The organism is Streptomyces sp. NPDC005262, from assembly GCF_042872425.1.
In the GTDB taxonomy this organism is placed as follows: Bacteria; Actinomycetota; Actinomycetes; order Streptomycetales; family Streptomycetaceae; genus Streptomyces.
This window is the reverse complement of the sequence record NZ_JBIAKK010000007.1, coordinates 276064-301814: the sequence shown is the minus strand read 5'-3', so window position 1 is coordinate 301814 and position 25751 is coordinate 276064. Positions and strand designations below refer to the sequence as shown.

General features: G+C 70.5%; 22 protein-coding genes and 1 pseudogene. 13 read left to right on the top strand and 10 right to left on the bottom strand.

All coding sequences use genetic code 11. From position 1 onward, the window contains the following. Nucleotides 1-66 precede the first annotated feature (66 nt). Nucleotides 67-189: pseudogene (locus tag ACFYP5_RS20310) on the top strand (IS5/IS1182 family transposase); the annotation flags it as partial. Nucleotides 190-297: 108 nt separating this feature from the next. Here the strand turns inward: ACFYP5_RS20310 and ACFYP5_RS20305 are convergent. The 3 genes from ACFYP5_RS20305 to ACFYP5_RS20295 form a co-directional block, all read right to left on the bottom strand. Further along, nucleotides 298-816 (bottom strand): hypothetical protein, encoded by a 519-nt coding sequence (locus ACFYP5_RS20305; RefSeq protein ID WP_389037694.1) that lies wholly within the window; start codon nt 814-816, stop codon nt 298-300. Then, complete coding sequence (locus ACFYP5_RS20300) at nt 794-1420, bottom strand: alpha/beta hydrolase (protein ID WP_389037924.1); 627 nt, start codon at nt 1418-1420, stop codon at nt 794-796. The genes ACFYP5_RS20305 and ACFYP5_RS20300 overlap by 23 nt, the downstream gene beginning before the upstream one ends. A 92-nt stretch (nt 1421-1512) precedes the next feature. Continuing rightward, complete coding sequence (locus ACFYP5_RS20295; protein WP_389037691.1) at nt 1513-3057, bottom strand: CehA/McbA family metallohydrolase; 1545 nt, start codon at nt 3055-3057, stop codon at nt 1513-1515. A 181-nt stretch (nt 3058-3238) separates the two neighbouring features. On the opposite strand from ACFYP5_RS20295, the gene ACFYP5_RS20290 reads away from it, so the two are divergent. The 3 genes from ACFYP5_RS20290 to ACFYP5_RS20280 all read left to right on the top strand — a co-directional run bounded on the left by ACFYP5_RS20290 (nt 3239) and on the right by ACFYP5_RS20280 (nt 5330). Beyond that, entirely contained in the window at nt 3239-4084 is an 846-nt protein-coding gene (locus ACFYP5_RS20290; protein WP_389037689.1) for an LLM class F420-dependent oxidoreductase, read from the top strand. Between the two features lie 449 nt (nt 4085-4533). After that, nucleotides 4534-4980, top strand: a complete 447-nt coding sequence (locus ACFYP5_RS20285) for an SRPBCC domain-containing protein (protein WP_389037686.1) — start codon at nt 4534-4536, stop codon at nt 4978-4980. After that, nucleotides 4977-5330: an ArsR/SmtB family transcription factor gene (locus ACFYP5_RS20280; protein ID WP_389037684.1), complete on the top strand. Its 354-nt coding sequence runs from the start codon at nt 4977-4979 to the stop codon at nt 5328-5330. The genes ACFYP5_RS20285 and ACFYP5_RS20280 overlap by 4 nt, the downstream gene beginning before the upstream one ends. Nucleotides 5331-5503: 173 nt before the next feature. Here the strand turns inward: ACFYP5_RS20280 and ACFYP5_RS20275 are convergent, their stop codons facing one another. Next, on the bottom strand, nt 5504-7096 hold the full coding sequence (locus ACFYP5_RS20275) for a phosphodiester glycosidase family protein (protein WP_389037681.1): 1593 nt from the start codon (nt 7094-7096) through the stop codon (nt 5504-5506). Between the two features lie 244 nt (nt 7097-7340). On the opposite strand from ACFYP5_RS20275, the gene ACFYP5_RS20270 reads away from it, so the two are divergent. Beyond that, nucleotides 7341-9935: a bifunctional FO biosynthesis protein CofGH gene (locus tag ACFYP5_RS20270; RefSeq protein WP_389037678.1), complete on the top strand. Its 2595-nt coding sequence runs from the start codon at nt 7341-7343 to the stop codon at nt 9933-9935. A 118-nt stretch (nt 9936-10053) separates the two neighbouring features. Here the strand turns inward: ACFYP5_RS20270 and ACFYP5_RS20265 are convergent, their stop codons facing one another. Further along, the gene (locus ACFYP5_RS20265) at nt 10054-10422 is read right to left on the bottom strand and encodes a tyrosine-protein phosphatase (protein ID WP_389037675.1); all 369 of its coding nucleotides are present in this window, start codon (nt 10420-10422) and stop codon (nt 10054-10056) included. Between the two features lie 172 nt (nt 10423-10594). Between ACFYP5_RS20265 and ACFYP5_RS20260 the strand changes: the two genes are divergently transcribed. Then, on the top strand, nt 10595-11710 hold the full coding sequence (locus ACFYP5_RS20260) for an ADP-ribosylglycohydrolase family protein (RefSeq protein ID WP_389037672.1): 1116 nt from the start codon (nt 10595-10597) through the stop codon (nt 11708-11710). Nucleotides 11711-11806: 96 nt separating this feature from the next. Here the strand turns inward: ACFYP5_RS20260 and ACFYP5_RS20255 are convergent, their stop codons facing one another. Together ACFYP5_RS20255 and ACFYP5_RS20250 are read right to left on the bottom strand one after the other, a co-directional pair. Continuing rightward, nucleotides 11807-13381: a sodium:solute symporter family protein gene (locus tag ACFYP5_RS20255; protein ID WP_389037669.1), complete on the bottom strand. Its 1575-nt coding sequence runs from the start codon at nt 13379-13381 to the stop codon at nt 11807-11809. A 351-nt stretch (nt 13382-13732) separates the two neighbouring features. Further along, on the bottom strand, nt 13733-14515 hold the full coding sequence (locus ACFYP5_RS20250; RefSeq protein ID WP_389037666.1) for an SDR family oxidoreductase: 783 nt from the start codon (nt 14513-14515) through the stop codon (nt 13733-13735). Nucleotides 14516-14594: 79 nt separating this feature from the next. Here ACFYP5_RS20250 and ACFYP5_RS20245 point away from each other — a divergent pair, with 79 nt between their 5' ends. Beyond that, nucleotides 14595-15434, top strand: coding sequence for a hypothetical protein (locus ACFYP5_RS20245; protein ID WP_389037663.1), 840 nt, complete (start codon nt 14595-14597; stop codon nt 15432-15434). Nucleotides 15435-15541: 107 nt separating this feature from the next. Here ACFYP5_RS20245 and ACFYP5_RS20240 read toward each other — a convergent pair whose 3' ends face one another. The 3 genes from ACFYP5_RS20240 to ACFYP5_RS20230 form a co-directional block, all read right to left on the bottom strand. After that, a complete protein-coding gene (locus ACFYP5_RS20240) occupies nt 15542-15748 on the bottom strand; it encodes a DUF397 domain-containing protein (protein ID WP_313937809.1) in 207 nt (68 codons plus the stop codon). A 289-nt stretch (nt 15749-16037) separates the two neighbouring features. Further along, entirely contained in the window at nt 16038-16907 is an 870-nt protein-coding gene (locus tag ACFYP5_RS20235; RefSeq protein WP_356496261.1) for a helix-turn-helix transcriptional regulator, read from the bottom strand. A gap of 214 nt (nt 16908-17121) precedes the next feature. After that, nucleotides 17122-17844 (bottom strand): GPP34 family phosphoprotein, encoded by a 723-nt coding sequence (locus ACFYP5_RS20230; protein ID WP_030927908.1) that lies wholly within the window; start codon nt 17842-17844, stop codon nt 17122-17124. A gap of 195 nt (nt 17845-18039) precedes the next feature. Between ACFYP5_RS20230 and ACFYP5_RS20225 the strand changes: the two genes are divergently transcribed. From ACFYP5_RS20225 to ACFYP5_RS20200, 6 genes are all read left to right on the top strand, one after another. After that, nucleotides 18040-20610 (top strand): D-alanyl-D-alanine carboxypeptidase, encoded by a 2571-nt coding sequence (locus tag ACFYP5_RS20225; protein ID WP_389037660.1) that lies wholly within the window; start codon nt 18040-18042, stop codon nt 20608-20610. Between the two features lie 161 nt (nt 20611-20771). After that, nucleotides 20772-22655, top strand: coding sequence for an MFS transporter (locus tag ACFYP5_RS20220; protein ID WP_389037657.1), 1884 nt, complete (start codon nt 20772-20774; stop codon nt 22653-22655). Between the two features lie 144 nt (nt 22656-22799). Then, on the top strand, nt 22800-23708 hold the full coding sequence (locus tag ACFYP5_RS20215; protein WP_389037654.1) for an adhesin: 909 nt from the start codon (nt 22800-22802) through the stop codon (nt 23706-23708). A 66-nt stretch (nt 23709-23774) separates the two neighbouring features. Further along, the gene (locus ACFYP5_RS20210; protein WP_389037651.1) at nt 23775-24056 is read left to right on the top strand and encodes a hypothetical protein; all 282 of its coding nucleotides are present in this window, start codon (nt 23775-23777) and stop codon (nt 24054-24056) included. A 281-nt stretch (nt 24057-24337) separates the two neighbouring features. Further along, nucleotides 24338-24883 (top strand): hypothetical protein, encoded by a 546-nt coding sequence (locus tag ACFYP5_RS20205; RefSeq protein ID WP_389037648.1) that lies wholly within the window; start codon nt 24338-24340, stop codon nt 24881-24883. Further along, complete coding sequence (locus ACFYP5_RS20200; protein WP_389037645.1) at nt 24880-25707, top strand: isocitrate lyase/phosphoenolpyruvate mutase family protein; 828 nt, start codon at nt 24880-24882, stop codon at nt 25705-25707. Before ACFYP5_RS20205 ends, ACFYP5_RS20200 begins: the two co-directional genes overlap by 4 nt. Nucleotides 25708-25751 lie beyond the last annotated feature (44 nt).

The following is a 25751-nucleotide window of genomic DNA, read 5'->3' as shown; positions in this document are numbered from 1 at the left end:
GCGTGTTGCGGAAGGGCTTGGACCGGGCAATTCCCTTGCAGGGGTGCGGTATCGAGTGCTGAGCCGTTGTGGGTGGAGACGTTCACCGGGTTGCGGATGCGGCAGTTCGACGGGTCGCTGGGAGCTGTCCGGGAACGAGGTGGTGATGGTCCGCGGACTGGTCGTCCGTGGTGCCTGCCGTTGGCGCAAGGCTCCGAACCGCAGCTCAACCTGCCTACGGGGCAGCCCTTACCCACACCCTTATGCAACCCGCTTTAGGGGCAGCCCGCAGGGCAGGTCGTCTTGCCTCACGGTGGGCTATTTCGGCCGGTAGCAAGCTGATTCGACGGTGACCTCCAGGAGGTCCGGGGCGTTTCCGACTTTGCTCGCCTTGTGCAACCGTACGTCGACTGCGAATCCACCCCCCTTGGACTCCGCGACGATCTGCGGACTCTTGGCCTTGCTGGCGTCCACGCCGTCCTTGATGATCTTCCAGCCGTCTTTCGGGAGCTCGACCCGCAGGCGATCCATGCCCTTTTGCATATCGGCAAAGGGGGCCTTGTAGATGCTCCAGGGGTGACGTGCGCGGTAGACCTCCTCGTCGGAGTCGTAGTCCGAGCAACGCGACGTCATCGCACCCGTCTCCGTGACCTTCCCCCTGACGTCGAGGATCTCGAGAATCCGGCTGGACGTCCTCTCGACGTCCGCCTTCACGGTATCGCCGTCCTGTGTCTTCACCGCCGCCTCTTTTCCGTTCGAGCACGCCATCGCCAGCGCGCACGTCGCGATAATGAATCCGAATTTCGAAATTCGCCTATTCAAGTTGTACCTTGTCATATTGGCTGGCGATGATGGCTGCCTGGTTTCGTATGCTGAGAGAGCTTTCGTCGAAGAACCCGGTGTGGCCGCCGGAGTCGCTCTCCATGATGTTCCCGCCGAAGGATTCGTCGGTGGGAATGACCCCGTTGTCACCGAGCCCCATCAGCCGACCGCCCTGCCGGACCACCTGATCGTCCCAGGGGGCGCCCATTGCCCACACGTGGTCGGCTCCGACGCCCAGGTCCGCCGCGTGATCCGCCTGGACACCGGGGCTGCCCGCAAAGACGAAGTCGTTGGCGGCCTCGGGGTCATTCCAATTCCCCGACTGTGCCGAGACGCCGACCACCGTGCTGCCATAGCTGTGCCCGATGACAGTGGTGTGCGCGCGAGTGCCGTCGGCAGTCTGCTGCGCAGCTCCGTTCCCCTGCAGGAAGTCGTAGAGTCGTGGGCCGCCCTCGTCCGCGTACTGCCCGCGTGTCGCCTCCGGAACGATGCTGTCCGGCGCGTTGTAGTCGAGCCACGTGATGGTGGAGACGTTCTGGCCGGGAGTGAGGCGGTGACTCTCGGCCCAGAGTCGTTCGCCACGGCCGAGGTCCCCATGAGTATCCCCGCCGCCGCCGATGGATTCTGTGCCTGCGAATGTACCGGGGACGTAGGATCGACAAGGTTCATCGTCCCAGCTACCGAAAGGGCGAGAGCCAGGAGGGGCTGCCCCTAACCCTCCAGGAACACGGGATTGGTGAGCGCCGCCGGCGCTCCTGGCAACCCCGGCACCGTCGCCGGGTGCCGGACCTCGGCCCGCACATATGCGGCGTAGGCCGGCGTCGTACGCCACTCCACCACCCCCGTCCCCGACTCCGGCAGCGCTGCGGTGAACAGCGTGCCCTGGTCCGTGACGAAGTGGGCGGTGCAGCCGGGCGCCCCGGTCACCTCCAGCCGTACCGTGACCGGGCTGTCCGCGTCGGCCCGCAGCCGTTCACCGATCCCCGCGTGCCCGCCCCGCCCGCCCGAGGCGCCGAAGGAGAGGCTGACGGCGGACGACTCGGCGATGTACGAGTGCCCGGACCGGATGCCCGCGACGATCGCGTCGCGCGAGAGCTCCTCGGCGAGGACGACGGTCTGCGGCAGCCCCACCTTGTCCGGCTCGCGGTGCGCGTCGCTGTTGCCCATCGCCGGGATCCACGGCTTCGACGCGCGGACGGCCGCCACGAGGGAGTTGTCCCACTCGGCGAGCGCGATCTCGTCCTCCGGGGTGTACGGACCGTTCCACACCTCCACCGCGTCCGCCTCGCCGAAGCCGAACTTCCAGTGGCAGCCGATGCAGGTGGCGTGCGGATGGGCGGGGACCACCAGACCGCCCGCCCGGCGAACGGCCTTCGCGTAGTGCCCGAAGCGGTTGTCGCGGGCCCGGTAGCGCCAGTCGACGAAGGTGCCCGCGTCCGTGGCGAGTGCGATCACGTGACCGTTGCGGGTGGTGATCTCCTCGCCCGTCAGGATGAGCAGGTCGTCGCCCCACAGGCCCTGCCACGCGCTGTGTGCGGCGTGGGTGTTGTGCTCGCTGCTGTTGATGAAGTCGAGCCCGGCGGCGCGCGCGGCGGTGGCGATCTCGGCGGGGGTGCGCTTGCCGTCCGAGTGGACGGAGTGCAGATGGCAGTCGCCGCGGTACCAGGCGCGGCCCCGGCCCTTGGCGCGCTCGGGCGGGTACCCGGGCGTCGGCGTGGTGCCGGGCTCGCCGAAGCGGAGGGTGATCGTCACCTCGTACGGGAGCCCTTCGGGCGCGACGGTGTACGGGCCCAGCGCGATGTTCCAGGTCCCGGCCCGTACCGGACCCGCGACATAACCGGGCGTCGCCTCGTCCGCCCGGATGAAGAAGTCGCCACGCGCCCCGCCGGACCAGCCACGGAACCCGCGCCCGCCCAGCGCCGTGCCACGCTCGTCGAAGATGCCGATGTCGAGGGCGTTGCCCTGGGTGCCGGCCGGGACGGGCGTCTTCTCGTAGGTGTACGAGACGGCGATCTCCCGTACCCCGCGCGGCACTTCGACCGGCAGATAGACGAAGTCGGGCGAACCGGTCGGCAGGGTGCCGCGCACGGTCTTCGTCAGGTCGGCCTGGTCCGTTCCGCCACCTTTGCCGTTGTCCTCGCCGGGCGCGGCGTGCGCGAAGCTCACAGTGGACAACGTTAGGGCGGTGGCGGCGGTCCCGACGAGCAGGCCGCGCCTGCCGAGCGGGCCGTTCTGCGGGGTGTGCGATCCGGTCATGCGAGTGGCTCCCCGGGGTGTCGTGAGTGACGAGGGTGACGGATCCGAACCCTGCTATGGGGCCATGAACTCACGGCGAACGGAAGAAGGTTCACGGACAAGAACCGTGACCCGGGAGGCCCTGGGCGTCCTGACCGGCACCGCATAGGTTGGGGCCAGACGACGACGGAGGTGCCCTCGCATGCGGATCGCCACAACGATCTTCCTCACCGACGAGACGATCACGCCGGTACGGCTCGCGCGCGAACTCGAACAGCGCGGTTTCGCCGGGCTCTATCTGCCCGAACACACCCACATCCCGGTGACCAGGGACACCCCGTACCCGGCGGGTGGCGAACTTCCCCCCGAGTACGGCCGCACCCTCGACCCGTTCGTCGCCCTCGGCCAGGCCGCCGCGGTCACGGAACACCTCGCGCTCGGCACCGGCATCACGCTGATCGCCCAGCACGACCCGATCGACCTGGCGAAGCAGATCGCCACGCTCGACCATCTCTCCGGCGGCCGGTTCACGCTCGGCCTCGGCTTCGGCTGGAACGTCGAGGAGGCCGCGGACCACGGGGTGACCTGGTCGACGCGGCGGGAGCTGGGCCGCGACCGGATGGCGCTGATGCGCGCCCTGTGGGCGGACGAACCCACGGGGTACGCAGGCGAGTTCGGCTCGGTCCGGGCCAGCCACGCGCACCCGAAGCCGGTCCAGGAACCGCGCGGACCGGTGTCCGGCCCGCGCACCCTGATCGGCGGCGCGGCCGGCCCCAAGCTGTTCTCCCACATCGCGGAGTACGCGGACGGCTGGCTGCCGATCGGCGGCCGGGGGCTCACGGAGTCGGTGCCCGTGCTGCGCGCGGCCTGGGAGTCGGCGGGCCGCGACCCGAAGCAGCTCCAGGTGGTGCCGTACGCGGTGCTGCCGAGCGCGGGGAAGCTGGCGCACTACGCGGAGCTGGGCATCGAGGAGGTGGTGCTGCAGCTGCCCCCGGCAGGGGAGGCGGAGGTACTGCGCACGCTGGACGACTACGCGCAGTATCTCTGACCGTAGAGCTGTCCCGTAATCCCTGGCGGCCACGCCCACGGCTCCGCGACGACCGCCCCGGTGAAGATCGCCACGGGTAGTGCCTCGAAGACCACCAGGAAGCCCACGATCTCCGGCACGGCGAAGGCGGGCCGCACCCTCAAGGCGGGCCACGGCGCCTGGACGCCGGGACCTCGTACGCCTACCAGTGGTACGCGATCGGCCACCAGCAGCGCGACCAAGGCGGTCGCCCGCCGACCGGACGGGGGAAGCGGTAGCGGTACGTATGCACAAGGGGCGCCCCACCGCCGGTGGGGCGCCCCTTCACGTCAGGTCGGTGAGACCGGACCCGCGTCCGCCCATGGTGTCGGGACGAATGGTCGAGCCAAGTGCAACCCGTGGATTGCGGCAGGGAGTTGGATGTGCAACTCTGGGGTTGCATTCAACGGCGGCGATGAAGGAGTCCCCTCATGGGCGAACAACGGATCGAGTGCGAAACCCTGATCGCGGCACCGCTGGAGCGGGTCTGGTCGCTGGTGACCGAACCCGGGTTCTGGGTGGCGGAGCCGGCGAGCCTCCGTGGCACCGTGGCCGAAGAAGGCGAGTCGGTGCTGGCGAAGAACGCCGAGTACGGCGACTTCCCGGTGCGCGTGGAGAAGGTCGAGCCACCTACGTACGTGGCGTACCGCTGGGCCAGCGCGTTCCCCGGACAAGAGCTGCGCGAGGACAACAGCACCCTCTTGGAGTTCACGTTGACCCCGGAAGGCGACAAGACCAGGCTCCGCGTCGTCGAGAGCGGTTTCGAGGCGCTGGCCGGGTCCGAGGAGCTGCGCACCCAGGCGGTGAAGGACAACAGCGGCGGCTGGCCACAGGTGTTCGACGCGCTCAAGACGCGTGCCGAACAGTCATCCGTGTGACGGACGAACGCCGCAGCCCTGGCGAAGCGGTCGACAGCGTTCTCGGCGCGCTGGCCGACCCGATGCGACGGCAGCTGCTTGATCTGCTCGCCGCGCAGGGCGAGGTCAGTGCGACGACGCTCGCCGAACGAGTGCCCGTCTCGCGGCAGGCGGTGGTCAAGCATCTCGCCGTCCTGGACGCCGCCGGACTGGTTTCCGGCAGACGGGCCGGGCGCGAGGTGCGGTACGCGGTGCGGCCCGAGGCGCTGGACGCGACGGCGCGGTGGATGGCCGCGCTCGCGGCCGACTGGGATCGGCGCTTGGCGCGCATCAAGCGCCTCGCCGAGGCGGCGGAGCGGGACTCGCGCTAGTGCTGCGGCGCGACGTGCGCCGGACGGACCGGACGGGGGCATCCGGCCCCGGCATGGGGCCGGATGCCCGGGCCACGGTTTCTGTCCTCTGACGCCGGTCGGGCCGGATCGGCGCCGGTCACGGCGGATGGGGGCGGCGGTCACGCGTGACGTGGCCGCCGGCCGCCGCTGGGTCAGGGCAGCACCAGGATCGCGTCGCCGACCGGGCGCTCGCCCGCCGCGTCGGACGGGTGGTTGATCGCCTTGTCGTCGACGACCATCGTCGTCGAGCCGCCACCGTCCAGGTTGACGGCGTTCTCCATGCCGAGGGAGTCGGCCACCGCGGCGCTCTCCGCGATGGACAGACCGAGGCTGTCGACCGCGCGGCCGTCGACCGTGGCCAGCATGGTCCGGCCGTGCCCGTCCACGCCGGCGATCGTGCGCGGGTTCCGCTTGGCCGCCCAGCCGTAGTAGAAGCTCGGGTCGCCGGGCCGGACCATGCCGTCGGCCTGCGGCGTCACATGGGGACGGCCGTCACGGACGAGCTCCGGGCCGCCGTTGACGGCCATCTGCGGGACGCGGGCCGGTCGTCCCCGCCCGTCGGTCAGGTGGCCACTGACGGCGAGGCGGGCACCCGGCACGGCCATCGCGCGGAGGGCGGTGGCCTCGGTGCCGGTGCCCTGGACCGAGCGGGCGCCGGCCGGAAGCGCGCCGCCGCGCGGCTCGCGGACCTCGGTCACCCGGCCCTGCCGGTCGAGGACGGCTTCCACGCCGGGGCCGGACGGGGTGCCGGTGCCGTAGTCCGCGGTGAACGCGACGAGTTCGTCGGGATCCGTGCAGGTCGTGTCGTGGAGCGGGTGGCTGGTGGGCCGGTCGTCGTGGGTGCCGCCGCAGTTGCGGACGAGGCCCGGGACGCGGTTGATGCCGTCGAGCGTCAGCGTGGTGCCGCGTCCGCTGACCTTGCCGGTCCAGCTGTACCGGCCGACGCCCGCGTGCCGCGCGTCGGCGGTGAACGTGAACACCGGTCGGCCGTTGGTGGACTCGCTCAGCAGCTTTCCGCCGTAGACACCCAGACCTGCCGGGTCGCCGGGCGCACCGGCGGCGGGGTCGAGCACGAAGAACCCGGCGTTGACTCCCGCAGTCGCGTTCCGGGCCCGGGCGAGCACACTGGTGGTCTCGCGCCGCTCGATGTCCGGCCCGAAGTCGCCGACGAGATCGCCGCGGAATTTCTCGGGGTCGACGGTGAGTACCTGAACGCGCCACGGACCGCGGTCGGTCGAGGCGCCGTCCCACCCGGTGAAGACGGCGGAGGCGGTGAAACCCGCGGCCCGTACCCGCGCGAGGAGGGTGGCGGCGGCCGCCTTGTCGGCGTCGAGCCCGATCCGCACCCGGAAGCCGAGGCTGCCGCCGGCGAAGTCGGCCACGGCAGGGGTCGTGACGTCCTCGACGCGAGCGGCGAACCCTTTGCCGGACAGGGCGCCGGCGAGAGCGTCCGCATGCGCCCGGTCGGCGACGGCGGTGGGCGGCGCGTCGGGGTCGGGGTCGTCGCCGCCACCGGGGACGGCGACCTCGACGGTCCAGCCGTCGGCCGGATCGGACTCGCCGCGGACGATCGTGGTCAGGGTCACGCCGGGCTGGAGCGTCTCGACCGTACGTGTCTCGGGAAGGCCGCGCGGGCCGAGCGGCAGCCCGTGGTCCCGATCGGCGGCCGCCGTCGGCCCGCCGACGGTCCCGGCCACGAGGGCTATCGCTGCTACGACTGCGAACTTCCTGGGTCCGAACCGCATATGACACCTCGTCCTTGATCCGCTGATGGCGGCCTCACCTAAACACGGGAACCCGTGGCCCGTAAGCCCTTTCCGGGATCGGACGCGCTTCGAGCCGGGGCCGGTCCGGTCGGCGAGGGTCCCGGCCATGATCCTGTCCTCGGGAAGGCCGCGCCGCACAGGAGCGGCCGTCACGCGGGGCAGGGTTCCAGGCCACCCCGCAGGCGTTCCTTCCGCTCGTCCGCATCGCTCGTATGCTCGGTTCATGACCGATCTTCAGCGCGGACGCCCGACCACCAACTCCATGCGGCGCGCTCTCAAACGAGCCCGTGACGGGGTCGCTCTCGATGTGACCGAGGCCGCCGTCCTGCTCCAGGCGCGCGGCGACGACCTGACGGACCTCGCCGCGTCCGCCGCCCGGGTGCGGGACGCAGGCCTCGAAGCCGCGGGCCGGCCGGGCGTCATCACGTACTCGCGCAAGGTCTTCATCCCGCTGACCCGGCTGTGCCGCGACAAGTGCCACTACTGCACCTTCGTCACCGTCCCCGGCAAGCTCCGCAAGGCCGGGCACGGGATGTTCCTGTCGCCCGACGAGGTGCTGGACATCGCGCGCGACGGCGCCGCGATGGGCTGCAAGGAAGCGCTGTTCACGCTCGGCGACCGACCCGAGGACCGCTGGCCCGAAGCGCGGGAGTGGCTGGAGGCCGAGGGGTACGACGACACCCTGGCGTACGTGCGGGCCATGGCGATCCGGGTCCTGGAGGAGACCGGACTCCTCCCGCACCTCAATCCCGGCGTGCTGACCTGGACCGATCTGCAGCGGCTCAAGCCCGTCGCCCCCTCCATGGGCATGATGCTGGAGACCACCGCGACCCGCCTGTGGTCCGAGCCGGGCGGCCCGCACCACGGCTCCCCGGACAAGGAGCCCGCGGTGCGGCTGCGGGTACTGGAGGACGCGGGCCGTTCCAACGTCCCGTTCACCACCGGGATCCTGATCGGGATCGGTGAGTCGTACGAGGAACGCGCCGACTCCCTCTTCGAGCTCCGCAAGACCGCCCGCGCCTACCACGGCATCCAGGAGGTCATCGTCCAGAACTTCCGCGCCAAGCCCGACACGGCGATGCGCGGAATGCCGGACGCCGAACTGGAGGAGCTGGCCGCGGCCGTCGCCGTCGCCCGCCACATCCTCGGCCCGTCCGCCCGCATCCAGGCCCCGCCGAACCTCGTCGATGCCGAGTACGCGCTGCTCATCGGTGCCGGGATCGACGACTGGGGCGGTGTCTCGCCGCTCACCCCGGACCATGTGAACCCCGAACGGCCCTGGCCGCACATCGACGAGCTGGCCGCGAGGACCGCCGAGTCGGGCTTCACGCTCCGCGAACGGCTCACCATCTATCCGGAGTTCATCCAGCGCGGCGAGCCGTGGCTCGACCCCCGTCTCCTCCCGCACGTCCGGGCGCTCGCCGACCCGGAGACGGGTCTCGCGAAGGAAGGAGCGATCCCGGCCGGACTGCCCTGGCAGGAGCCCGACGAGGGGTTCAACGCTTCCGGGCGCACCGATCTGCACCGCACCATCGACACCGAGGGCCGCACCGGCGACCGCCGGGACGACTTCGACGAGGTGTACGGAGACTGGGAGGCGCTGCGCGAGGCCGCCGCGCCCGGCATGGTCCCGTCCCGGATCGACACGGACGTGAAGTCCGCACTGGCCACCGCCGCCGACGATCCGACGAAGCTCACCGACGAGGAGGCACTCGCCCTGCTCCACGCCGACGGGTCGGCTCTCGACGCGCTGTGCCGGATCGCCGACCAGCTGCGGCGGGACGTGGTCGGTGACGACGTCACCTACATCGTCACGCGGAACATCAACTTCACCAACGTCTGCTACACCGGCTGCCGCTTCTGCGCCTTCGCCCAGCGGCGCACGGACGCCGACGCGTACACCTTGTCGCTGGACCAGGTCGCCGACCGGGCCGCACAGGCATGGGACGTCGGTGCCGTCGAGGTGTGCATGCAGGGCGGTATCCACCCGGACCTGCCCGGCACCGCGTACGTCGACATCGCACGCGCGGTGAAGGAGCGCGTGCCCGGCATGCATGTGCACGCCTTCTCACCGATGGAGGTCGTCAACGGCGCCACCCGCACCGGGATGTCCGTCCGGGACTGGCTGACCGCCGCGAAGGAGGCCGGGCTCGACTCCATCCCCGGCACCGCTGCCGAAATCCTCGACGACGAGGTCCGCTGGGTCCTCACCAAGGGGAAGCTGCCGACGGCCACCTGGCTCGACGTCATCAGGACCGCCCACGAGGTGGGGCTGCGATCGTCGTCGACGATGATGTACGGCCACGTCGACCAGCCCCGCCACTGGCTCGGCCATCTGAGGACCCTGGCCCGCCTCCAGCAGGAGACCGGTGGTTTCACGGAGTTCGTGACCCTGCCGTTCATCCACACCAACGCCCCCGTGTACCTCGCGGGCATCGCCCGGCCGGGCCCGACCGACCGTGACAACCGGGCCGTCACCGCCATGGCCCGGCTCCTCCTGCACCCGCACATCACCAATATCCAGACCAGCTGGGTCAAGCTCGGCACACAGGGTGCGGCCGAGATGCTGCGCTCGGGCGCCAACGACCTGGGCGGCACGCTGATGGAGGAGACCATCTCCCGGATGGCCGGGTCGAGTTACGGCTCGTACCGCTCGGTCCAGGACCTGGTCGCCATCGCGGAGCTGGCGGGCCGGCCGGCGAAGCCGCGTACGACGCTGTACGGGGAAGTGCCGCAGGAGCGGGTGACGGCCGCCGCCGCCTCGGACGGGCACCTGCCGGAACTGCTGCCGGTCCTGTCGGGGGAGACGTGTCCGTGAGGACGCCGGCGCGCCCCGCCCCGGAGTGGTGACGGCCGTGGCCGACCTCGCGGTGACGACCGCGGCCCTGCGCCACCGGGAACGGCGGGCGCAGGGCCGCGGGAAAGCGGGCTGATCGTCAGCCGGCCAGCAGATCCCGCTTCAGCTTGCGCAGACCCTCGCCGTCCAGACCGAGGGCCTGCTTCTCGTACGCCCCGAAGGAGCCGGACTTCTCGGAGACCTCCTGGAATCCCGAGTTGAGGTACTCGGGGCGGACGTCGAGCAGCGGCTTGTAGACCGCGGCCTGCTCGGCCGGCATCGACGCGAGCGCCGCCGCGTTCGCCTGGGCCCGGTAGTCGTTGGAGGCCAGGTAGTCCGCCATCACGGTGGATCGCGGCACGCCGAGGGCCGTCAGCAGGGCGGCGTTCGCCCAGCCGGTGCGGTCCTTGCCCGCCGTGCAGTGGAAGACGACCGCACGCGCGTCGTCGTCCGCGACGCCGCAGAACACCGTGGGGTGACCGTTGTCCGAGGTACGGAAATCCCCGGAGATTGCCGTTCAAAGGTGACCGTGGGAGTCACTCCGTACATACCGTTCCGGCCCTCAACCGCCCGTTCCCCGTTCGATTAAAGTGCTGCGGTGTCGAAGCTGCGCAGCCGTACGAGGACGGGGAAGGGGCACGGTGAGCACAGGAGCCACAGCTGTCTGGGGCCGTGTCGAGCAGCAGGACTTCCGCAGCCGGGTACGGGGCTGTCTGCTGGGCGGCGCCATCGGCGACGCGCTCGGTGCGGCCGTCGCCGGTCTCTCGCTCGAAGAGATCCGTGCGATCCACGGAGCCGACGCCGTCACCGACTTCGCCCCCGTCCACGGCCGACGCGGCGCGGTCACCGCGGTCACCCAGCTCAACCTGTTCACCGTCGACGGGCTGATCCGCGCCCAGGTCCGTCGCGACACCGGCGCCTGGCACCCGCCCACCGATGTGCACCGTGCCCATCTGCGCTGGGCCGCCACCCAGCACGAGTGGGGGCCCGACGAACGCCGCCAGGAGAACGGCTGGCTCGCCCAGAAGGAGTGGTTGTACGCCCGCCGCGCCCCCACCCGGGAATGCCTCACCGGGTTCGGCGACGCCACGATGGGCACCCTCGACCGGCCCAAGAACCCCACCGCACGCGACTCGGCGGCCCTCACCCGGTCCGCCCCGTTCGGGCTGCTCGTCGGATGGGAGCCGCAGCTCGTCCTCCAGCTGGCCGTCGAATGCGCCGCCCAGACCCACGGTCACCCCACCGCCCTGCTCTCCGCGGGGGCCCTTGCCGTCATGGTGCACGGCCTGGCCCGCGGCGAGACCCTGGACGGCTCCGTGCAGCACGCCCTCGCGCTGCTGGCCGAGCGCCCCGGCCATGAACAGGTCACCGAGGCGCTCAAACAGGCTCTCGGCTCCGTACGCCAGGGGATCCCGGGCCCGGCCCTCATCGAGGCGCTGGGCGACACGGACTCCGCCGAGGAAGTGCTGGCCGTCGCCGTGTACTGCGCCCTGGTCGGCGAGGACGTGCGGCACGGGCTGCGGCTCGCGGTGAACCACGGTGGCCCTTCCGCGGCCACCGGGGCCCTGTGCGGGGCCCTGCTCGGCGCGTTGCACGGCGAGACCGCGCTGCCGCCGGCCTGGCTCGCCGAACTGGAGGGCAGGGCCACCCTCCTCGAACTCGCCGACGACTTCGCCATGGAGATGACCCAGGGCCCGGCCCTGCACAGCCCGTCGGCCGCCGCACCGGGCTGGCTGACCCGCTACCCGCGGGGGTGACCACCGCGCTCGCGGCCGACCCGCGGAGCACGTACGAGGGGCGGGGTGCGAACACCGCCGTGTCCGTACCCCGCCCCTCGGCTCCGTGCGGGCAGATCAGTCCTTCATGCCCTCCGCGACGGTGGTGTCGCCGGCACCGGCCTGCGCCGGAACCGTCGCGCCGGCCGCCGACGGACCGTCGCCGTCCGTGTTGATCTGCTCGATCAGCGCGTCGCGCTCCGGGGTGTCCTCCGGCTTGATGAAGCCGATCGCGATGTAGAGCACCAGCGAGATCGCCAGCGGCAGCGCCACCTGGTACTGGAGCGCGACGCTCGTCTTCACCGAACCGTCGAAGTTGTAGTTGGTGAAGTAGAACGCCAGCAGACCCGCGGCCCAGCTGACGAGCGCCGCCGTCGGACCCGACTTACGGAACCTGCGCAGCAGACCCAGCATGAACGGGATCGCGATCGGACCCATCAGGCCGGCCACCCACTTGATGACGACGGAGATGATGTCCTTGAACGTCGGCGAGTTGATCTGGGTGGCGAGCGCCATCGACAGACCGAGGAAGCCGAGCGTGGACACACGGGCAGCCAGCAGACCTGTGCGGCTGCTCCAGGTCCGGGCCGCCTTCGAGAGGACCGGGGCGATGTCCCGGGTGAAGACCGCCGCGATGGCGTTGGCGTCCGAGGAGCACATGGCCATCGTGTGCGAGAAGAAGCCGACGACGACCAGACCCAGCAGACCGTGCGGCAGCAGCTGCTCGGTCATCAGGGCGTAGCTGTCGGAGGCGTCCGGCTTCTGCGCGTGGACCAGCAGCGGGGCGCACCACATCGGGAAGAACAGGACCGTCGGCCAGACCAGCCACAGAACGGCGGAGAGCCGTGCCGAACGCTTCGCCGACGCGGCGGAGTCCGTGGCCATGTAGCGCTGGGCCTGGTTCCACATGCCGCCGTTGTACTCGAACGTCTTGATGAAGAGGTATGCCAGCAGGAAGGTCACCGTGTACGGGCCCGCCGTGGGGTCGGTGTGGCCCTCGGGCAGCTTGTCCCAGACCGTCCACAGCGTGCTGACACCGTCCAGCTTGGCCATGGCGGTGACGAGCATCGCGATACCGGCGAACAACTGGATGATGAACTGCCCGAGTTCCGTGAGCGCGTCGGCCCACAGTCCGCCGACCGTGCAGTAGACGGCGGTGATGCAGCCGGTGATGAAGATGCCCTGGGAGATCGAGATGCCGGTGAAGACGGAGAGCAGGGTGGCGATGGCCGCCCACTTGGCGCCGACGTCCACGATCTTCAGCAGCAGGCCCGACCAGGCGAGCGCCTGCTGCGTCGGGATGTTGTAGCGGTTCTTGAGGTACTCGAGCGGCGAGGCGACGTGCAGTCGCGAGCGCAGCCGGTTGAGCCGCGGTGCGAAGAGCTGGGCGCCGATGCCGATGCCGATGGCGATCGGTAGCGACCACGTCACGAACGACGTGACGCCGAACTGGTACGCGATGCCCGCGTACCCGGTGAACATCACCGCGCTGTAGCCGGACATGTGGTGCGAGATGCCGGACAGCCACCACGGCATCTTGCCGCCGGCCGTGAAGAAGTCGCTGACGTTGTCCACACGCTTGTGGGACCAGAGTCCGATCGCGATCATCACGCCGAAGTAGCCGATGAGCACGACCCAGTCGAGACTGTTCATGTGCCCCCTCCTGGGGTCCGCCTTATGAACGGGGTTACGCACTTCGTCAGTACGGCCGCCCAGCGGGGCCCCGTGCGGGAGCGGGGACATCGGGGATTGAACCGCCTGTTCGGTACCTCGGTCAAGGTTTTTGGCGATCAGGGATGTGAACGCCAATCAGTAAGTCGAACGATTTTACTTGTTCTTGACCCACGGGGGCGTTGTCGTGAACGTGACGGCGGCCACACGATGAGCAGGCACTTCGTCAGGCTGTGCAGAGCAATCACGAGCACCGGAGAGCGCAGAAAGACCGCACGGGATGCGGGTCCCGTGCGGCCGAGAAGGAGGAGAACTGCCCTTAACGACAGCGGATCAGCGCATCAGCTCGCCCGCGTTGACCAGCAGGGACTGCCCGGTGATCGCCCGGGCGCGGTCGGACGCCAGGAACACCGCGGCCTCCGCCACGTCACCGTCGGTGGCCAGCTCGGGCAGCGCCATCCGTTCGGTGAGTCTGCCGAGCACGTCGGCCTCCGGCAGGCCCTCGGAGTGCGCGGTGAACCGGACGTACGCCTGCACCGGCGGGCCCCACATCCAGCCGGGCAGCACCGTGTTGACCCGGATCCGGTGCGGGCCGAACTCCCGCGCCATGGAGTACATCGCCGAGGTGAGCGCACCCTTGGACGCCGCGTACGCCGCCTGCCGCACCTGGGACGGCGCGGCGACCGACGACTGCGTACCGATGACGACCACGGAGCCTCCCCGCTCCTTGAGGGCGGGCAGGCAGGCGCGCGTCATCCGCAGCGTGCCGAGCAGATTGACGTCGATCACCGACTGCCAGGTCGCGAGGTCGGCGTCCTCGACGCCGCCGAAGTAGCTGTCCCAGGCGGCGACGTGGACCACCGCGTCGATCCGCCCGAACCGCTCCAGAGCCAGCGCGGCAAGAGCCTCGCACTGTGCCTCGTCGGTGATGTCGGTGGCCAGATGGGCGGTGTGCCGGCCTTCGGGATCGATCTCGGCGGCCGACTTGGCGAGCCGCTCCGCGGTGCGCGCCCCGAGCACCGCGCTGCCGCCGTCCCGTACCACCGTCTCCGCGATCCGGTGCCCCAGTCCGGCACCGACCCCGGACACCACGACGGTCTTCCCCGCGAGCAACATCGGTGCCTCCCGGCCCTGGCGATTTTCCTGACGGGGCGTCAGAGTAGGGCGCTGTGGCGGAGTGCGGAAGGGGAATGGCATGAGCGACGGGACTCGCAGCGACACGTACGCCGAACTGGCCGCGCTGGGGCCGTACGGAGTCCATCCCGGCCACGCGCTGATCACCATGGTGGAACCGCGTCCGGGCCACGAATACGCGTACAACCGATGGTACGAAGATGATCACTACTACGCGGGCGCGATGGCGATGCCCTGGATGTTCGCCGGGCGGCGCTGGGTGGCCACCCGGGAGCTCCAGGAGCTGCGCTACCCGGAGAAGTCCGCGGTCGCGCAGCCGGTCGGCGCCGGGTGTTACCTGTCCACGTACTGGGTGACGGACGGGCGCTACGACGACCACATGAAGTGGACCGTCGGGATCAACAAGCGGCTGAACCGGGACGGCCGGGTCTACCAGGACCGCACCCATGTGTTCACCGCGTTCCAGGACCACGAGGCGACGGTCTACCGGGACGGCGCCGCGGGCCCCAGGGATTACCACGCCCTCGACCACCCGTACCGCGGACTGGTGCTCCAGGTGATCGACGCCGAAGGCGCCGTGCAGCGGGCCGAGCTGCTGGAGTGGCTGCGCTCCCGGCATCTGCCGAAGCGGCTCGGCGGCTCACCGGCGGCGATGGTGACCGTCTTCCGCCCCACACCGCTGCCGGGTGACCGGATGACCTATGTGAAGCAGGTCGAGGGCGTCGACACCCGGCTGACCCTGCTCTGGTTCCTCCAGGAGGACCCGCGGGACTGCTGGGCGGAGCATTTCACCGGGCTCGACGCGGCGGTCGCGGAATCCGGCCTGGGCCGGGTCGAGCTGGTGGCGCCGTTCATTCCGACCGTGCCCGGCACGGACCGGTACGTGGATCAGCTGCGTTGACCGGATCTGCTGGAGGAGCCCCCTCGGCCAGGACGGCGGACCAGTCGAGAGGGCTTCCGGCGGCACCGGTATCGGTGCCGCACCCCGGTCTGTGGAAGGGCATTGGGTCAGGCGTCGACGGAGCCCTTCGCGATGTCGGAGACGAAGGCGTTCCACGCGCCGGGCACGAACGTGATCGAGGGGCCCTCGGGGGCCTTCGAGTCACGCACCGCGATCGCCTGGGCGAGAGGGGACCTGACCTCGACGCATGCGCCGTTGCCCCCGGAATACGACGACTTCGTCCAATTGTCCGTAGCACCCTGACGAATAGCCATGTTCACTCCGGTTCAGAGAGTTGTGTGAGAGGTACCAACCGCAAAACCTGTTGGCGTGATCGACGCTACTCGCCAACATCGTTGCGTGAAGGCGCCGTTCACTCGACCGGATGGCATATTCCATTCGGGCCTTCCACTTTGAGGTGGCGACGGTGTACCGTGCCGTCGCCCCACCCGTAACATCGCTTCTTTTTCCGCATAACGGACTTTGCGGAATACCGGCTCCGGACTGCCGTCGGCTGCTGTCGGCTGTCATTCAGCCGGTGTTCGCCCGGCGTTCAGCAACTGCTCAGTCGGTGCTCAGCCGGGCGTACTTCTTCGCGATGTCGGCGATGAAGTGCCGGGTCTGCTCCACATTCAGCGCCTGTGCCCGCAAGTGCTCATACATGACGCTGTATCGCTGCACATCATTCGCTTTCTCCAGATAGAGATCGCTGGTGACGCCCTCGATATAGACCACGCTGGAGTCCGCGGCGTCCGGGAATTCCAAAATGGCGTACTGCCCGTTGATGCCCGGATGCGCACCCATCTCGAAAGGCAGCACCTGCACGGTCACATGCGGCAGGTGCGACAGCTCGACGAGCTGCTCCAACTGCTCGATCATCACCTGCCGGCCACCGACCTGCCGGCTCAGCGCGGCTTCGTCGATGACCGCCCAGAGCCGCAGTGGATGTTCCTGGTCGGTGATCCGGTCCTGGCGCCGGGCGCGGACGCTGACGCGCTTGTCGATGTCGTTCGGCGGCGCCTCCGGAAGCGCGCCGTTGATCAGCGCCTCGGCGTAGCTCCGGGTCTGCAACAGGCCCGGGACGACCTGGGGTTCGTACACCCGCAGCGACTCGGCGTCCGTCTCCAGGCCGATGTAGACGCTGTACGGGATGTCGCCGAAGGCGTGCCACCAGCCCTGCTGGCGGGAGTCCTTGGCCATCTGCATGAGCGAGTCGACGATCCGGTGGTCCTCGACCTCGTACACCCCGCAGAGGTCGCGGACGTCGCGCTGGCTGATGGACCGGCGGCCGTTCTCCAGGCGGCTGATCTTCGACTGCGAGACCAGCAGCCGCTCCGCCACCTCCTCGGCCGTCATGCCCTTGAGCTCGCGGAGGCGGCGCAATTCCTGACCCAACCGGCGTCGCCTGACGGTGGGATTGACGTTGGTCGGCACGGAAACGGCACCTCCGGCTGTGTAGCTGTGCGTATCTACTGCTCAGCAGATTGCCACCCATGGGCCGGGTTGCGCTGGGAAATGGCCACACGCAGGCGCGCGGGGCAGCCGGTGGACCGGCTGCCCCGCGCGTGGTGCGGCTCCCGAACCGGGTCTTGGGGACGTCGGTGCGGCGGTATTCGGTTGTCCCGGCGGTGCGGTGCGATCCGCTGCCCTAATGGGCCGCGGTGTGCACCATGCTGTCGCGGCGTGACTGCGACTGCACTTGCGGTTGCAATGGCGCTCCCGCCGCCTGGTTGCGGCGCGGTTGTGCGACCGCCCCGTTCTGGACGTCCATCACGGCGTGCGCCACGAGACCGCCCATCGGGTCGTGTCTGATCAGGTCCCGGAGCCGGGAGCGCGACGAGCGCCCCTCGTTCCCGGGGTAGAGGTGCTTGCCGAGTCCGACCGCGTGGGCCAGTGCGGCGAGCGCCGCGGTCCGCGGGTCCGGCGGTACACCGGTGCGGATCGCACTGTCCAGCCGGGATCTGATCTCCCGGCTGATTGCCGTGTCCGTCGCCTGGTAGCGAGTCGTCGGCAGCACCCCGCACATCTGTCCCGCCACGGCATGCACCATGCCGCACCGCTCCAGATGCGAGAGATAGGTCTGACGCAGCCCCAGCCGGGGCCCGCCAATCCAGTGGACGGCCCGGACCGGGCTGCCGCGTCGGCGCAGCAGTTCCAGTGCGGAGTCCAGTGTCGGATCTCCTGTCGGCCGTGGCATCACCACGGCGATACGATCCCCGTCAGGGGCTATCCGTCCTGCCAGAGCCAGCTCCACTAGCTGTGCTCCGGCGAGGCCGAGGTCGAGCGACTGCGGCTGCGCTGTGGTACCCGTGGTCGGGTCCAGAGCGAGCAGCAGAAGCTCCTCCGGAATTGTTCTGCGGCTCCTGCCCATCCATGCCTCCCCGCGTGGATGAATGACAGGGTGACCCCTCTCACATTGGTCTGTCGAGGGCGCCTGGGTGCTTCGTACGGGAACCAGTAGGTATGTCGTTCTCGTCTAGCAGCCCGGCCGAGGGTTCACACAGGACACTGGTAGCTGGTTCGGACAGTGCGGGGGGCGTCCCCGCGGCGCATGGAGGAGGCATCGGTGGCGGGCGAGTCCCCCGACAGGTCGGAGCAGCAGAAGTCGTCGGGCGCGGCTCGGAGCGAAAGCGATCCGCGACTCGCCGTCTTCCGTGACGCGGCAGCCGTGGCGGATGCCGGAACCGGAGCCGCGGGTGGAACCCGAGGCAATCCGGATACGGCGACGGCGGTGTTCCGTACGAGGCCCGTGGAGGCCGGCGAGGGCGAGGGGCAGGACTCTCGCGAAGGCCTCGGCGAGGGCCTCGAAGGGGCGAGGAACGGCTCTCACGGCTCCCACGGTCCCGAGCGGGCCGAGGACGCCCCCGAGGCCCCGGAGGCGGCCTCTGGGCCCGAGGAACCGGAGGGGTCCGAGGAGGGCGCCCGGGCCGCGGAGACGGCCGGGTCGGCCGAAGAGGCGGGAACCGGGACCGCAGCGCCCGAGGAGAGCGACGCGCGGCTGCGTGCTGCGGTCGCCGCATGGGTGGGGAAGGGCACCGCCGGCGCGAAGACGGCCGAGAAGGCCGAGCAGGCCCAGAAGGACGAGAAGTCGGAGACGGCCGAGCAGGCCGAGCGGGACGAGGAGCCCGACGCGGTCGCGGTCACCGAGAGTGACGATGTCACGCGGAGCGACACGCCCGAGGTCGTCGACGAGGCGGGTGACAGCGGGACGACGTCCGCCGGCACGGCCGGGGACGAGTCGGATGAGTCTGACGAGCCGGTCGCATCGGACGCAGCCGATGCCGCTGCTGCGGATGAGGACGAAGCCGACGAGGCGCATGCCGAGGGCGCCGTGAAGCCTGCGGCATCCGACGATGCCGATGCCGCGGACGAGGGTCCGGGCGAGAACGCGGGCGAGGCGGAGGACGACGAAGCCGACGGCGCTGCCGACGGGGCCCAGGTCCCCGGCGCCCCCGAGGGGAGCCCCGAGGGCGGGGAGAGCGTCGAGGCAGCCGATGCCGCCGAGACGTCCCAGTCCGCCGAGTCCGCCGAGTCCGCCGAGTCCTCCGAGCCTGCCGAGGACAAGCGCGCGATCGATCAGCCCACGGCTGTCTTCAGGACGGTCCGGCCGGACCGGGTCGACCAGCCGACGACCGCGCTGAAGATCACCCCGCCCGTGCCGAAGCCGGAGCAGAAGCCTCGGCAGAGGCCGGAGGCCGAGGCCGAGAGTGCCGCGGAGCGCACCAGTCAGTTCGTGCCGCTGCGCCGCGACGAGGCGCGGCCCGCCCCCGCCGTCCGCAAGCCCGAGACACCCGCGTCGGCCGCCGCGCCCTCGCTCAGCGGTGCCGAGCGGACCCGGCAGCAGCCGATGCCGCCCCGGCCGCCGCTCGACCTGCTGGCCGAGCTGACGAACACGCCTCCGCCGCCGGAGACGCCCGTCCGTACGGCCGTGCGCCGGGTCAAGATCTGGACCCCGCTCGCGGTGCTCCTGCTGATCGTCTTTGCGATCGTGCAGGCGGTGCGCCCACTGCCGACGCCCGAGCTCCGGCTGACGGCGCAGTCGACGTACGCCTTCGACGGCAGCAAGCCCTCACTTCCGTGGCCGAACGAGGGCCAGGGCTACATGGCGGCGACCGGCCTCGGCACGGTGGACTCGTTCGGGGAGCAGAAGGCCGTGCCGATCGGCAGTGTGGCCAAGGCGATGACCGCGTACGTCGTGCTCAAGGACCACCCGCTCAAGAAGGGCCAGGCCGGTCCGTCCATCACGGTCGATGCCAAGGGGGAGTCGGACGGCAAGCTGGACACCACGGGCGAGTCGACGCTCAACACCGTGAAGGCCGGGGACAAGCTCACCGAGCAGGAGGCCCTCTCGGCCATAATGATTCCGTCCGCGAACAACATCGCGCGGCTGCTGGCGCGCTGGGACGCCGGCTCCGAGGAAGCGTTCGTCAAGAAGATGAACGACACCGCCAAGTCCCTCGGCATGAAGAACACCACGTACACCGACCCGTCCGGACTCACCGCGACCACGGTGAGTTCGGCCGAGGACCAGGTGAAGCTCGGCCAGAAGCTGGTGGAGATCCCGGCGCTGATGGCGATCACGAAGCTGCCGTCGTGGACCGACCCGTCGGGCAAGCCCTGGCGGAACTACAACACCCTCGTGCCGTACGACGGCGCCCTCGGCATCAAGACCGGCTCCACGACCAAGGCGGGCGGCAACCTGCTCTTTGCCGCGCACAAGATGGTCGGCGACACCGACCAGCTGATCGTCGGTGCGGTGCTGGGCCAGCACAAGGGGCCCTCCATCATCGACACGGTCAACGCCGTCAGCAAGGACGTGATGGTCGCGACCGAGAACCTGCTGAAGAGCGGGAAGGTGGTCAGGAAGGGCGATGTCGTCGGTGCGATCGACGACGGGTTCGGCGGTACCACCCCGGTCGTCGCGACCGAGGACGTGGCGGCGGTCGGCTGGCCCGGTCTGACGGTCAAGCTCGAACTGACCGACGACGGGAAGACGCTCCCGCACGAGGCTGCCGCCGGAACCCACGTCGGCACGCTCACCGTGGGTGAGGGGACCAGCCAGGTGAAGGTGGCGGTGGCGCTGCAGAGCGATCTGACGAACCCGTCCTTCGGCCAGAAGCTGACCCGAATCAGCTGACGCGGAAGGGGGAGGGGGTGCCGTTCCCGGCACCCTCTCCCCTTTTTTCCGTGCCGGTACCGGCACGGACTTCCTCTTTGCGTACGTGTTAGCGTCCCCGGACAACCGGGGAGCGCCGGACGGCGTCCTCACAGGTGGTACGGAGACGGGGAGAAGCCGTAGTGACCACCGCGGAGCCGAGACCCGGCCGTGAGGCGGCCGGGAACAGCGATGTGCGAGGCGACGTGACGAGCGGCGGTGGTGGCGGCATGAATGTCCGGCTGCCCGCCCCGCGTACCCCGGAACCGCAGGCCACGGCTACCGAACCGCCCGAGCCGACCGGCGGTCGGCAGGCCCGTACCCGGCAGTTGCTGCGCCACCCCGTCACCATCGCGACGGCGGCCGCCGCGGTCACCCACATCCTCTGGTTCTTCCTCTTCGCGAACAGTGGCGGCGATCTCGCGGCGCAGGACGCCTGGGCCGAATTCGTCGGCCGGTATCCCGGTACCGCGTACAACCTCGCCTGGTACGGGGGCATGCACCCCGTCTCGTACAGCGTGGTCTCGCCGTATCTGATGTCCGTGCTCGGCGTCCGTACGACGATGATGATCGCCGGGACGGTGTCGGCAGGGCTGACCGCGTTGATCGTGGTGCGGGTCCGGGCCGTCCGGAACCCGCTCGCCTGCTCGCTCGCCGGAGTGTTCGCGTACCTGTGCAACGCGCTGTCCGGGCGGGTGACGTTCGGGCTCGGCATGATGTTCGCGCTGGGCGCGGTGGCCGCGGTGTTCTGCTGGCCGTACCGGTGGCGCCACAAGCGCTGGGCGAAGGCGGCCGTCGCCGCACCGCTCGCCGGGCTGGCCACGGCGGGCAGCCCCGTGGCGGGGCTGTTCCTCGGTGTGGTGGCCGCCGCGCTGTTCCTGAACAAACGGCGCCCCGGCGCGTACGCACTGGGCCTGGCGCCGGTCGTCGTCGTCGCACTGTCGGCGTGGCTGTTCCCGTTCTCCGGTACGCAGCCGATGTCGCTCGCGACGCTGTCCCTGCCGTTCGTCTTCGCCGTTCTCGTCCTCGTCCTCGTGCCGAGCGAGTGGCGCACGGTCCGCACCGCCGCCGCGGTCTACGGGTCGGGGACCCTGCTGACCTATGTGGTCGACTCGCAGATCGGCTCCAACGTCACGCGGATGGCGATGCTGTTCGCCGGGGTGGTGCTGCTCGCCGCGCTGCCGTACGCCGTGCCGCGTTCGCGGCGCTGGTACGCGCTGGTCCTGGCATTCGCCGGCATGAACATCTGGATCGGCGTCAAGGGCGTCGACGACATCGTCCGTACCGCCCCTGCCGCCTCCTGGACGCGGGAACTGGCCCCGCTGGTCAACGAGCTCCAGGAGGTCGGCGCGGAACGCGGCAGGGTCGAGGTGGTGCCCGCCAGCAGCCACCGCGAGGCGTCCGCGCTCGCCCCCTACGTCAATCTGGCCCGCGGCTGGAACCGGCAGGCCGACATGGAGCGCAACCCGCTCTTCTACGACGACACGCTGGGCCCGGTGAACTACCGTCAGTGGCTCGACCGCTGGGCGGTGCACTACGTGGTGCTGCCCAAGGGGGAGCCGGACTCCACCGGCGCGGCGCAGGAGGCGGCGCTGATCCAGAAGGGCCAGCCGTATCTGAAGGCCATCTGGTCCGACCCCAACTGGCAGCTCTTCGAGGTCGACAGCCCGGTGCCGCTGGCCGACCCGCCGGCGACGGTGGACCGGGCGGGTGCGGGTGAGCTGACCATCCATGTGCAGCGGGCCGGCCGGGTGCTGATCCGGATCCCGTACTCGCGCTGGCTCGCCCTGGTCGATTACGAGGGCAAGAGCGTGGAGCGGCCGCAGGAGACGGAGTCGTCCAAGCGGCGCGCGGACCAGGACAGCCCGCGGACCTTCGTCAACACGAACGGCTGCCTGCTCAAGGTGGACGAGGACGAGGACGGCGACGAGTGGACGGAACTGCTCGCGCCGCGCCCCGGGGTGTACCGGCTGGCGGCCCCGTACCAGCTGTCGCCCGGTACGCCGTGCCCGGAGGAGCTGCGCTGAGGAGGGCGCGGACAGGGAAGCGCGGACAAGGGGAGAGCGTGCAAATCGTGCACGGTCCCTCCCTCCGAGGGCGTAGCCCTGGCATGGTGTGCTGCCATGAGGTGCCAACGGTGCGGCAGTGAACAGCGGGGTGCGCTGCCGGGATTGATCTGTCCGGACTGCGGATCGGTAACCCGGTCGGCCGGCGAGGACGGTTCCTGGATCGCCCGTGAGACGCTCGCGGGCCGGCTGTCCACGTTGCCGCGGAGCAGAAAGGCCCTGCTGGCGGCGGGAGTTGTGGTGGTGGCCGGCTCACTGGTCACGGGCGCCTCGCTGCTCGCTTCAGGCGGCGACGACAGCGGTCGGCGTACCGGGGCGGTGGGACGCGCGGGTATCCCGCCGGACGGCATCGGGGGCGGCGCCCCGACCCGGATCGGTCCGTCCGGAACGGAGAGCCCGGACCCGGCACCCGCCTCTTCGGAGTCGCCGTCGTCACCACCGTCGCCCCGGTATCCGGCGCCCAGCCCGTCTCGTACCGTCAAGTCACCGCCCGACAAGGGGGGTTACACGTACACGGCCTGGGCCGGGCCCGGCTGCTCGACGGGCGAATACCACGAGCACGGCCGGTTCGAGGACGGTGACGACGGCTGGTACACGGTCGACTCGGGCGGTTACCGGGGCAGTACGTGCGACGGGCGGTTCAGCGCCGTGCCGATGTCGGGCAGCACGACCCAGGACCGGGGTAACACCGCCACCTGGTCCTGGCACCTGGGCAGTGGCTACCGTGAGTGCGCGCTGACCGTGTTCGTGCCGGACAGCGGCCGCGACCGCGATGTCGCGGGGAACCCCACCGTGTACCGGGTGCTCTCGAACCCGGACGACGCGGACTCCGCATATACCGGCTTCGCCGTACGTCAGACCGTGCATCGCGGCACCGCCGTCGATGTGAGCAGCTACCCGGTCAAGGGCGACACGTTCGCGGTGCAGCTGATCGACCGGGGGCGCGACTGGGGTGACGAGGAACTGGTTGGCGCGCATCACGCAGCAGCGCAGTTGAGGGTGAACTGCCGCTGAGGCCGATGGCCCGGGTGTCGAGCGGAACGGCAGCTATCCGTCCGGCTCGGGAGTCATAGTGGACGCATGAGCCTGACCACCGACGGAGAGCCACCCGGCCCTGTGCGGTTCCACCTTTTGTGCGATCGCCGGGGCTGCCAGGCGCGCGCCGTGTTCGACCTGGTCATCGCGGACCCGCCACCGGACATCGAGTCGGACCTCTTCGGTCACGTCCTCCACAGCGCGACCATCGCCTCCCCGTACATCGAGGAGCTCGGCTGGAAGTACGTCCAGCAGGAGGGCTACTGGTGCCCGGGCTGCGCCGCCCCGGGCCGTCGGCCGAGGCCGAGGGGCATCACATCCTCCTGAGGGCTGTTCCGTAGTCCCTGGCGGGCGCACGACGACAGCCACAGCACCTCACTGCGTTGCCGGAACGCCCGAATACGACCGGTACGAGGACACCTCTCCGTCTTGCGATGCGCCGCGTCCGAAGCCGCGCGCTGATCCACCAGGGATTACGGGACAGCCCTTGGGGTCTCGTCCGGATCATGCCGGCCTCACGCCTGATCCGGACGAAAGACCCCAGGCGGCGCAGCGCATCGCGGCACGGTTCGGCGACCACCGAAGAGTCCCGCCTCTAGCGTCGAACCATGACGACGACGACCGGCTCCACCTCCGGCACCGCACCCCGCTCCACCCCGGCGACCGACGGCCGCGACCCCGCCGGGATCGTCGCGGACATGGTCGACCACGTCCTGGCCCTCGCCGCGACCTGGACGGCCTGGGACGGGCGCCCCATCCCCGCCGACGACCGCGTCCACACCCCGCACAAGGCGATCCGCCGCGTCGCCGACCATCTGGTCGACCACCTCGCCGAGATGGAGGCGCGGCTCGTGGGGGAGGAGACGCAGCCGGACCACTGGCACGCATCGGCGACCACCACCGGGGCGGACCTCGCCCCGTTCACCGGGGCCGATCTCGACGAGGCCCGCAGTCGGCTGACGCGACTGGCCATGATCTGGGTGAACCGTCTCGAGGCGCTGACGCCCGAGCAGCTGGACCACTCTCCCGGCGCCGGCTGGACGTTCCGCCAACTCGCGTTCCACGTAGCGGAATCGATCTATTACGCGGATGCCGTAGGAGACCTCGCACCCGCCCGCATGCCCGAGCGCGCCGAACGGACCCTGACACCATGACCGACTTCGCCGCCTTCACGGCGTTCACTTCCCTGCACCGTGCGACGACCGCGTCACCGTTGCTGCTCCCCAACGCCTGGGACCACGCCTCGGCGACGGCCCTGCGCGAGCAGGGCTTCCCCGCCATCGGCACCACAAGCCTCGCAGTGGCCGCGGCGGCCGGACTGCCCGACGGTACGGGAGCGACCCGCGCGGAGACCGTGCTTCTGGCCCGGCGCCTGGGCGCCGGGCCGTACCTGCTCTCGGTGGACGCCGAGAGTGGGTTCAGCGACGACCCGGCCGAGGTGGCCGAGCTGGCCCGTGAACTGGCGGCGGCAGGGGCGGTCGGCATCAACCTGGAGGACGGCAGGGGCGACGGCACTCTCACGCCGGTGGAGCTGCACGCGGCGAAGATCGCGGCGGTGAAGGCCGCCGTCCCGCATCTCTTCGTGAACGCCCGCACCGACATGCACTGGCTCGGCGGCCCGGGGGCGGCGGTGGCCGGCACGACGGACCGGCTCGATGCGTATCAACAGGCGGGCGCGGACTGCGTGTTCGTTCCCGGTCTGATCGACCCCACTGCGATCGCCGAGCTGGTGAAGACCCTGGACGTACCCCTCAACATCCTCTACTCGCCGTCCGGGCCCACGGTCGCGCAGCTCGGTGAGCTGGGCGTGCGCAGGGTGAGTCTCGGCTCGCTGCTGTACCGCGCGGCACTCGGGCAGGCGATGGCCGTGGCGGCGAACGTCCGGGCGGGCCGGCCGGTGGGCGGGGACGTACCGACGTACGCACAGGTGCAGAACCTGAGCGTACGTGGGCACGGCTCGGGCCCGAGCTCCGGCTGAGCCCTGGCGGTCGGTCGGCGAAGACGTCGCCGAAGCAGGAGAGC

Coding starts and splice junctions, on each gene's coding strand:
- ACFYP5_RS20240 (WP_313937809.1), bottom strand. CDS start 15,748: ATGGCTATTCGTCAGGGTGCTACGGACAATTGGACGAAGTCGTCGTAT.
- ACFYP5_RS20305 (WP_389037694.1), bottom strand. CDS start 816: ATGACAAGGTACAACTTGAATAGGCGAATTTCGAAATTCGGATTCATT.
- ACFYP5_RS20255 (WP_389037669.1), bottom strand. CDS start 13,381: ATGAACAGTCTCGACTGGGTCGTGCTCATCGGCTACTTCGGCGTGATG.
- ACFYP5_RS20270 (WP_389037678.1), top strand. CDS start 7,341: ATGACCGATCTTCAGCGCGGACGCCCGACCACCAACTCCATGCGGCGC.
- ACFYP5_RS20285 (WP_389037686.1), top strand. CDS start 4,534: ATGGGCGAACAACGGATCGAGTGCGAAACCCTGATCGCGGCACCGCTG.
- ACFYP5_RS20295 (WP_389037691.1), bottom strand. CDS start 3,057: ATGACCGGATCGCACACCCCGCAGAACGGCCCGCTCGGCAGGCGCGGC.
- ACFYP5_RS20275 (WP_389037681.1), bottom strand. CDS start 7,096: ATGCGGTTCGGACCCAGGAAGTTCGCAGTCGTAGCAGCGATAGCCCTC.
- ACFYP5_RS20245 (WP_389037663.1), top strand. CDS start 14,595: ATGAGCGACGGGACTCGCAGCGACACGTACGCCGAACTGGCCGCGCTG.
- ACFYP5_RS20230 (WP_030927908.1), bottom strand. CDS start 17,844: ATGGGCAGGAGCCGCAGAACAATTCCGGAGGAGCTTCTGCTGCTCGCT.
- ACFYP5_RS20210 (WP_389037651.1), top strand. CDS start 23,775: ATGAGCCTGACCACCGACGGAGAGCCACCCGGCCCTGTGCGGTTCCAC.
- ACFYP5_RS20200 (WP_389037645.1), top strand. CDS start 24,880: ATGACCGACTTCGCCGCCTTCACGGCGTTCACTTCCCTGCACCGTGCG.
- ACFYP5_RS20250 (WP_389037666.1), bottom strand. CDS start 14,515: ATGTTGCTCGCGGGGAAGACCGTCGTGGTGTCCGGGGTCGGTGCCGGA.
- ACFYP5_RS20205 (WP_389037648.1), top strand. CDS start 24,338: ATGACGACGACGACCGGCTCCACCTCCGGCACCGCACCCCGCTCCACC.
- ACFYP5_RS20290 (WP_389037689.1), top strand. CDS start 3,239: ATGCGGATCGCCACAACGATCTTCCTCACCGACGAGACGATCACGCCG.